The organism is Sphingomonas sp. CCH5-D11 (genome assembly GCF_001557395.1).
Classification (GTDB): domain Bacteria; phylum Pseudomonadota; class Alphaproteobacteria; order Sphingomonadales; family Sphingomonadaceae; genus Sphingomonas.
On the sequence record NZ_LSKH01000245.1, the window covers coordinates 1 to 8,273 of the forward strand.

Annotated in this window: 6 protein-coding genes and 1 pseudogene; 1 reads left to right on the forward strand and 6 read right to left on the reverse strand. The window is 66.5% G+C overall.

Annotated elements, in window-relative coordinates; all coding sequences use genetic code 11:
- Positions 1 to 31: 31 nt before the first annotated feature.
- The 6 genes from AX702_RS15575 to AX702_RS15600 all read right to left on the reverse strand — a co-directional run bounded on the left by AX702_RS15575 (position 32) and on the right by AX702_RS15600 (position 7,434).
- A complete protein-coding gene (locus AX702_RS15575) occupies positions 32 to 229 on the reverse strand; it encodes a hypothetical protein (RefSeq protein ID WP_066781095.1) in 198 nt (65 codons plus the stop codon).
- On the reverse strand, positions 226 to 2,220 hold the full coding sequence (locus AX702_RS15580; protein ID WP_066781096.1) for an ATP-binding protein: 1,995 nt from the start codon (positions 2,218 to 2,220) through the stop codon (positions 226 to 228). The genes AX702_RS15575 and AX702_RS15580 overlap by 4 nt, the downstream gene beginning before the upstream one ends.
- Positions 2,217 to 3,209: a toll/interleukin-1 receptor domain-containing protein gene (locus tag AX702_RS15585; RefSeq protein WP_066781097.1), complete on the reverse strand. Its 993-nt coding sequence runs from the start codon at positions 3,207 to 3,209 to the stop codon at positions 2,217 to 2,219. The genes AX702_RS15580 and AX702_RS15585 overlap by 4 nt, the downstream gene beginning before the upstream one ends.
- Before the next feature lie 54 nt (positions 3,210 to 3,263).
- Positions 3,264 to 3,590, reverse strand: coding sequence for a hypothetical protein (locus tag AX702_RS15590; protein WP_156455530.1), 327 nt, complete (start codon positions 3,588 to 3,590; stop codon positions 3,264 to 3,266).
- 348 nt (positions 3,591 to 3,938) lie between these two features.
- Entirely contained in the window at positions 3,939 to 5,726 is a 1,788-nt protein-coding gene (locus AX702_RS15595; protein WP_066781101.1) for a YbhB/YbcL family Raf kinase inhibitor-like protein, read from the reverse strand.
- A gap of 121 nt (positions 5,727 to 5,847) precedes the next feature.
- Entirely contained in the window at positions 5,848 to 7,434 is a 1,587-nt protein-coding gene (locus tag AX702_RS15600; protein WP_156455531.1) for a hypothetical protein, read from the reverse strand.
- Positions 7,435 to 7,799: 365 nt separating this feature from the next.
- Between AX702_RS15600 and AX702_RS15605 the strand changes: the two are divergent.
- Positions 7,800 to 8,273, forward strand: a pseudogene (locus tag AX702_RS15605) (hypothetical protein); the annotation flags it as partial.

An 8,273-nucleotide genomic window follows, 5' to 3' on the forward strand; every position in this document is an offset into this window, starting at 1 on the left:
GGGCAGGCGCGGATCGCTCCATCCGCCCCGGTCAGCCGACGCGCCCCCATACCGGGCCATAAGGCGTGCCGCAGAAGCAGGACACGCCGATCGGCGCATAGCTCGGCAGCCAGCACCAGAATTGCGGCGTGAAGCAGCGATTGCCCATCGGCTGCGCACTGGAATCGGCGCCAACGGTGAGCGCGGCGACGGTGGCCGCCGCGATCAATCCAGGGCGGATCTTCCTCATTTCTTGTCTCCGGATTGCGGCGCCCGCGCCGAGCTTGGAACGCCGCCGATGAAGGGGGAGAAGGCCGTTCCGGTGGGCGGCGCCGCTTGCTGCGGCAGAACAGCGGCCGCCCGCGCATTGCGTGCAAGTTCCTGCAGATAGGCACGTTTCTGCCGCTCATAGCAGGGCAGTTCGACGGCGCTCCCGCCGGAGGCGCCGGCACAATATCGGCGCGCCATCGCCTCGGCCGAATCAAGCTGGATCTTGTACAGAGCGGAGGTGTTGGCCGCCGCCGTCTCCCGCGCCTTCGACAGTTCGGCCTGCGCTTCGGACTTCTCCTTTTCCGCCCAGGACCTCATGTTGACCGCCACCAGGATCGCCAGCGCGATCGTCAGCGCCACGATGCCGATCGCGAACATGCTCACCAGCCGCTGGTTGCGTCGGAGCCGGGCGACCAGATCCTTCTCGCGTCGCAGGTTACGGTCACTGGCGGCCATCAGATCCGCGACGCTGGCCCAGTCTCTGGTGGAGCCGGCGCCCAGCACGCCCTGCGGCGAGTGCCGCGCGATCCACCCCGGCCGCTTCTCGATATCGCGATACCAGGGCAGCCGCTGCTCGGTGGCGGCGGCGCCGAGCACGATGGTGTCATCCTGCGCGTGGCTTTGCGCCTGGGTGGCGAGCGAGCGCCAGATCATGCCGTCCTGAAATTCACGATAGACCAGGCCGCGCGCACGCCCTTTCCGGTCGAACTGGCTGTCGGCGACCCGCTCCCATTGCCGCAGCAGCGCCTCATGGCTGACGCTGACGATCGCATCCTCGTCCAGCGGATCGGGCGGGAACGGCATGATGAGGCTGGCGGCGCGCGCGCGGAACGCGTCGAGGATTGGGCAGATCGTCGCCTTGTAAGCGCCCGTTTCCGCCATCAACTGTCGCAGGCTGACCGATCGGCGGATGATCCGCCCGTCGGAATCGAGATCGCTGAGCGAGCGAAAGATCCAGTCCGCCGCCTCGGCGCGGGAAGGATCGTCGCCCACCGCCGCCGCCAGCGTTTCATCCGCGTGGCGGGAGAGGGCGTGCTCCGCGCCGCCCACCGCCGCCAATGCCGCCTCGCCGACCTCGCCGTCCTCGCTCGCATGCCAGGCGCGCATCAGGGCGTGCTGCAGGATCGGCAGGCCGTCGATTTCCCGCGAGATGACGGGCATGAGGAGGTCGGCCACGCCATTTGTCACCGAGCCGCCTGCGCGCCGCGCCGGCTCGTGGATGGCGCGGATCAGCCCCACGGTGGAAATCCGGGGCAGCAGATATTGGCAGCGGTTCACCGCCTCGGCGAACCCGTCCCATATCGCGCAATGGCCCAGATAATCCGACCGCATCGTCACGATCACCGACAGGCTGCGCTTGCCAAGCGCGGTACCCTCGGGCGCCGGCTCGCCCAGTGAAATGAGAAAGTCGATGACCCGGCGCACCTCGGCCGCGGAACCGGTGCGATTGACAGCGAAGATCTCCTCGAACTGATCAAAGACGATGCACAAGGTGGCGTCGGCCTCGGCGGCGATGGTGCCGATGTCCTCCGCCCAGTCCGGACTGACGGCGAGCAGGGTGGGCCAGGGCATGTCGCCATCGCCGAGGTCAGCCGAATCCGCCGCTTCCTCGTCCGGCTCGCGCGGGAATTCCACCTCCAGCTTGCGCGCGAGCGCCTGAAGCGGCCCGCCGGGATCGCCAGGGCGGACGATGATGATCCGCGCGTCCATCGAATTGGCCATGGCGTCGAGCCGGAACACCGGGATCACGCCGGCGCGCACGACCGAGGATTTGCCACAGCCGGAGGCGCCATGGACCACGACGAGCTGGCGCTCCTCCATCAGCCCGGTGATGGCCGCAATCTCGCTCTCGCGCCCGAAGAAGACGCGCGACTCCCGCTCGCTGAACGGGCGCAGCCCCGGATAGGGACAGGCCGGCGCGATCGCCTCGCGCGTCTCCGCCTGCGGCGCATCGATCGCGAGAAGGTTCATGCTTCGCGCAGCGCCCCTCTCAGCACCGGCAGCCAATCGCCTTTCAGCGGCACGCGCGGCAGGTGGAAGGCGTCGCTTTCCGGCGGCGGATCATCGAACAGGTCGAGCAGCGCCCAGGGGATCGTCTGTTCCTTGTCGCGATACAGCTTGCGCCGGGACAGATAGGCCGCCTTGATGCGACGCCCGATATCGTCGTCAACGCGGCTGCGCAGGAGAAGCAGCGCCTCGCACCCGTCATATTCCTCGCCGTTCACCACCGCCGTGGCGGGCACGGGCGCGCGCTGCGGCCAGATGATGCTGGGCACCGCCCGCAACTGCGCGCTGCACCACATCCATTGTTCGAGATCGGCCTGTTCCGCCTCAAGGAAGATCACCGGCTCGACGGGCAGCTTCTGCGAGCGAACATAGGCCTCGCGCGCGCTGATCTTCTTCTGCATCGCGGTGATCTTGTCGGCGATCTCCACGACGACCCGGTTGATCGGGGTGACAAGATCGGCGAGCGATCCGCTGAGGATGAAGCCGGCCATGTTGATCGGCTGGCCGCGCTCGTCGCAGAAATCGATGAACAACCGGGGCTTGGCGTCCGTGCCCTGCAGCGCGGCCGGCCACAGGCCGTCGCTGACCTCCTGCATTCGCAGGATACAGACGTGATCGGCGAAATTCGCCTCCGTCAGCCCTTCGCAGAACCAGTTCAGCTCCTTTTGGCAATAGTCGGACGCATAATGATCGCTGACCATGGCGACGAGGATGCCGGATCGCTGCACCGCGGACTTGAGCTCCCGGTCGAGATCCTGCCCGCCCCGCAGCACGTCGCGATCCAGAAAGGCGTTCAGCCGCACATCGCCGCGATTGAACCGCTGGCTTAGTAGCGCTTTGATTGTGTCCGCGATCTTGCGCGACCATTCGCGCATGTGCTGGTCGCCGATGTCGCCCGCCCAGGCGTAGCTGAAGAAGACATCATAGTCGTAGGTGTCACCCAGTGCTGACATCGTCTCCCCCAGATCCTTTGCCTGTCGATCGGCGTTACGCGCGCTCCGCCTTTGTCATTCGCTGTCCAGACAGCCCAATGCCGCGACGTAGGAGCCGCCCTGCTGCTCCCCCGCTTCCCGGCATCGGGCCTTTTTCTTCTTGGAAGCCGCCGGCCAGCGCGCGGCGAGATCCGCCTTCGCCTGCGTTTCCAGCAGCACGCACCCTTGCTTATCGGCGATGGCGGCGCAGGATCTCGCCAGATCGTAGCCGGGGAAGCTCACCTCCGGTGCCGCAAGCGCCGGTGCGGGGGCGAGCAACAGCAGTGCCGCACCACAGGGTAGCGCCCGGCAAACGGCCCTGATCCTTTTCGAACCGGCGAAGCCTGCAACAACCACGTCCAACGCCGCCTCCTGCAACGGCAGAATAGCGCAATTAAGCGTGCGATAGAATAGGCGCGACTACTTGGGGGTCGAAGTATTCGCCTGTTTCGCGAGAAATCACGGCGGTATGCTGCACTTGGACAGGTGGTTACGGCATAGACCGATAGCTCAGCAGGACTGAGCCTCGAGTCGCACGGAGTGTCGCTCCATTATTGCGTAATCCTTCTTGATTACGCCCGAGGCGGTGACGATTGATCCGGTTCGGAGGGAAGGAAGCGCGAGCGTGGCCGTCGCGCTCCTCTCAACACGTTGGCGGCCCGCACCTGCCGCGCCGGTTCGAGCCGCGCGGCGTATCGGTAGCGGCGAGGTTCAGCCGCCGGCCGGCTCCGCATAGCTGCCCTCCAGCTCACCCGTGGCCAGAACATGGCCGGCAGCGGCCGCCAGCAACTGGTCGCGCGTGGCGCCGAGCGGAAGATCGAGCTTGCGGTCGAGCGCCAGCAGCTGGAAGCGATAGCGATGCGGCTTGTCGCCCTTGGGCGGGCGTGGGCCGTACCAGCCCAGGGTGCCACGGGTGGTCGCGCCCTGCATGATGCCGTCGAGCGCGCCGCCGGTCAGCCGATCACGCTCGTTCAGGCCCGCCGGCAAGGCCGTGGTCGTCGCCGGGATGTTCCACGCCACCCAATGCACCACCGGCTTGGCGGAACCGTCCGGATCCTCCATCACGATGGCATAGGATTGGACGCCGGGCACCGCCGTCCATGCCAGCGCCGGCGAGATGCCGAGGCCATATTCGCTATGCTCGCGCGGGATGGCGGCGCCGGCGCGGAATGCGGTTGAGGTGACGGCCAGCCGTTGAGTGCCCGCCGCGCGGGTTTCCGGCCGTTGCAGCGCCAGCGGCACGTTGCGACCGAGCGCCGCCTGCTGCTGCATCGGCCCGGCGGGGGGCGCGAGCGGCGCGGCCGACCCGGACGCGCCGTCATAGGTGACGCGGTACAGCACGCCGTTCGCATCGTCCGAAAACAGGAGCGAGCCGTCACGCAGCACGGCGACGCCCGCCAGACGCCCGTAATGGCCGGTGCCGTCGCGGCTCATGAAACCGCTGACGAACGGTTCCACCGCCTGCGCCTGCCCCTGCTGATCGAAGCGGATGCGGACGATCTCATATCCCGAGGCGGGCTTGCGGTTCCAGCTGCCGCGCAGCGCCACAAAGGCGTCGCCGGCCGCATCCGGTCCGAAGCCGCCGCCGGGGTGGAAGGCCCATTGCATGCCGGCCGAATGGGCGACGTGCATCAGCGCCGGGTTGGTGGAAGCGGCGGCCCATTGCGCACCGGTGATCCCGCCGGGCGGCTCGTCCTGCGGATTGCGCTGGCCGTTCTCGAACACATAGGGCCAGCCGTAGCGGCGGCCGCGCTCGATCTTGTTGACCTCCTCGCGCTGCAGGTCGTTGCCGAGCCAGTCGATCCCCTGATCCCAGCCCCAAAGCTCGCCCGTGACGGGGTGCCAGCCGAAGCCGATGGTGTTGCGCAGGCCCGAGGCCCAGATCTCGCGGGACTTGCCGTCGAGGCTGGCCCGCAGCAGCGTCGCATTCTCCTGGCTCGATTCGTCGCACGCGTTGCAGGTCGATCCGGCGCTGATGTAGAGCATCCGATCAGGCCCGACCGCGAGCGTGCGGTTCAGATGCTGGCCGGCATCGGGCAGATCGTCGATCAGCGTCTCCACCGTACCAATGCCGCCATCGGGCCGCAGGGGTGCGCGGAACACTTCGCGGGCGGTCATGAAGTAAAGCATGCCCTCGAAGATGGTCAGGCCGTGCAGCCCGGGACGGTTCACGATCACGGTCGGCGGCCCGTCCGCCCGCCCGTCGCGGTTGGCATCGACAAGACGGATGATGTCCGCCTCCGACCGGCGGCTAACATACACTGATCCGTCCGGCGCGACGGCGAGCATCCGGCTGTTGCCGAGATCCTGCGCCCAGACGCTGACCTTGTATCCGCGCGGCGCCTTCAGCCGGCCGGCGAAGTCAGGGCCGGGCTTCAGCGGGGTCAGTTCGTAGAAATGCGCGTCGACCGGGCGCTTGTCGGCATCCTCCGGGCTGCTCTGGGCGATCGCCGATGTGCTGGCGAGCAACAACGCGGCGGCAAGCGAGAAAGATTTCATGATGTTCTGACCCCTGGGTGACTGCCGTTGAACTCTCGGCGGCACCGGATGCTCCCGCGATTTCTGCGCGTTACGTGGCCAGTGCTGTCAGGTCGTCATCGAACGCTTCGTTCGCCGCACTTCAAGCGGCTCGCCGGCCCCGGCGAAAGGGCGCTGCGGCGCAGTCGCCGGTCTGCGGAACCGAGCGGTTGTTCCACCTGTAGACCTGGAAGGGCGCGTCGGCGGGGAGGTTCACGCGCGTCGCATGCCGCTGAATGGCGTCGGCCGTGCTGGGAATGACCGAGAATTCGCGCCAGCGCCCCTCGGGAACGATGATGGCGCCGCTGCGGGTGCATTTGATGTAAAGCTCTATCGAGCGCGGCTGGCTTGCCATCAACACGCCGGTGCGCGTGTCCCGGGCGAACTCCTGTTGCGTCAGATCCCACTGAACCGTGCGGTTCAGCATGAGATCGAGCCTGCCGAGGAAGTAGAGCGTTCGCATGTCATCAACGCCGACCAGCTTCTCGGTTCCCGACACGGCCTGGCGAAGCATCGGTGTCCAGGGCGCCCAGTCGAAGTTCCGGCTTTTCCTCATCTCTTCGCCGGAGACGACGTCGCCGGTCTGCGCGAACGTCTTCAGCCGGGCGGCATTGCTGCGGAAATTGTATGCGCTGCCCACGAGCAGCACGGCCATCGCAAGCAGCAGCGCGGAGGCGCTCCAGCCGGGAAGGTTGCGGCGCGAGGCATGCTGCGTGGCGGCCTCAAGCGCCCAGGCGGCCGCGATCGCCCAGATGGCGAGGAAGAAGGGGATGGCGTAGAAGATGTAGCGCGGTGCCTTTTGCGGTGCGATCGAGGCGATCAGGACCGGCACGACGAACATCATCGCGAGGAACAGCGCCATGCGCCGGTCGGAGCGCCATGCGGCGACGAGCGCGACCGGGAAGAGATAGGTCAAAAGCCCGTAGGAGCGCAGGGACTGGAAATAGAACAGATAGTCGGACTGCGACCCCTGCGACCAGAGCGCGGCGTTCCAGAACCGGTCGTACAGCGATGTTGCGACGTGCCCGAGCGGCGACATGACCAGGATGGCGAGGGCGATGCACGCGAGCACGATTAGGGTGAGGGCGAGCTTTCTGCCGAACAGGGCGCGCGCGCGACCGTGCGAGACTATCGCGAAGTCCAGAACGGCCCATAGCGCGAGCGCGACGATGGAGATCAGCGTCAGTATCTGAAGATCGAGCGCCAGTGCGAGGGCGCCCGCGATGCCCGCCGCGAGCAGGGCCTTGCGAAAGGGAGGTCGGGGCTGGGTGATCAGGGCATAGGTGCCGATCGAAGCCAGCCAGACCATCAGGGCATGGAGCGTGTAGAACCGGGCGAATCCGGCGAGTTGCAGGCCGAAGGTGTCGACCGCCATCAAACCGGCGGCGACCAGAGCGGCGGGCCGGCTCCATCGCTGCAACCACAGCGCCACTGAAGCGACCAGCAGAATACCGGAAATCATCGCCGGAAGCCGCAGTGCGAGCAGTCCGTCGCCAAATGCCAGCATGGATAGTCCGGTGAGCGCAGTATAAGGCGCCGCACGAACATAGTGACCGGCGCCGATCGCTAAGGTCCCATCCTGTGCAAAGGACAGTCCGGCAAAGTAATGGTAGAACTCGTCGTGCAGAATGACGCGGCTCAGCCCCATCGGCACGCGAATGACGAACGCTATAATCAGTATCGCGATCAAGGCCGCGTAATAGGGCGTTTGCGTATGACCACGGGATAGCACGATGCTTTGCGAAAACTGCGCGCCGGATATCGGGCGATCTTCAGGTCCGGTGAAACCGTCTAGAACGATGTGTCGCACGGCTCACCCTGCAATCTAGCGCCAAGTCGACGTTTCATCCCTTGAAGCAAACATGCCTGTCAATAATCGCAACGCAGTAGTCGGCATGAGGAGATGGAGAGTTTGATCGCAGGGCCATACTTTTGGGGTACGATCTGAATCAAGGAACAGCGCATTGTGGCGGAGAATACCTAACATAATCATTCGGCCCTAAGCGCTTCGTCGGCTTACTCAGCGATTCTTCCGCAGCAAGACCGGATGTGCTGATGCGCCCCGAGGGACGTGAAATCAGAAGACGAGCAATTCCGGCGGTGAGCTGTCTCGCCGTCGATGCGCACGTCCATCTCTACGATGGCGAGGCCTCGCTGCAGGTCGCGGCCCGCAATGTCGCGCGCTTCTGTCCCGAGGCGCAGGCCGGTGTGCTCCTGATCGCCGAGCGCGCGGGCGAGACGCTCTTCGCCTCCCTGCGCGATCATCCGCCCGCCGGCCTTTACGCGACCGGCGAACCAGTCACCCTGTTCTACGATGCCGGCCCGCTGCCGCTGCTGATCGTGGCGGGGAGGCAGGTCGTGACCGCCGAGGCTATCGAGGTGCTGCTGCTCGGCACGCTGGACGCCGCAGGTGACGGCCGGGGAATCGAAGAAACGCTGCGGGAACGCGCCCCCGGCGCGCTGGCGGTTCTGCCCTGGGGTTTCGGCAAGTGGATCGGGCGGCGCGGTGCCCTGGTGGCGGCGGTGCTC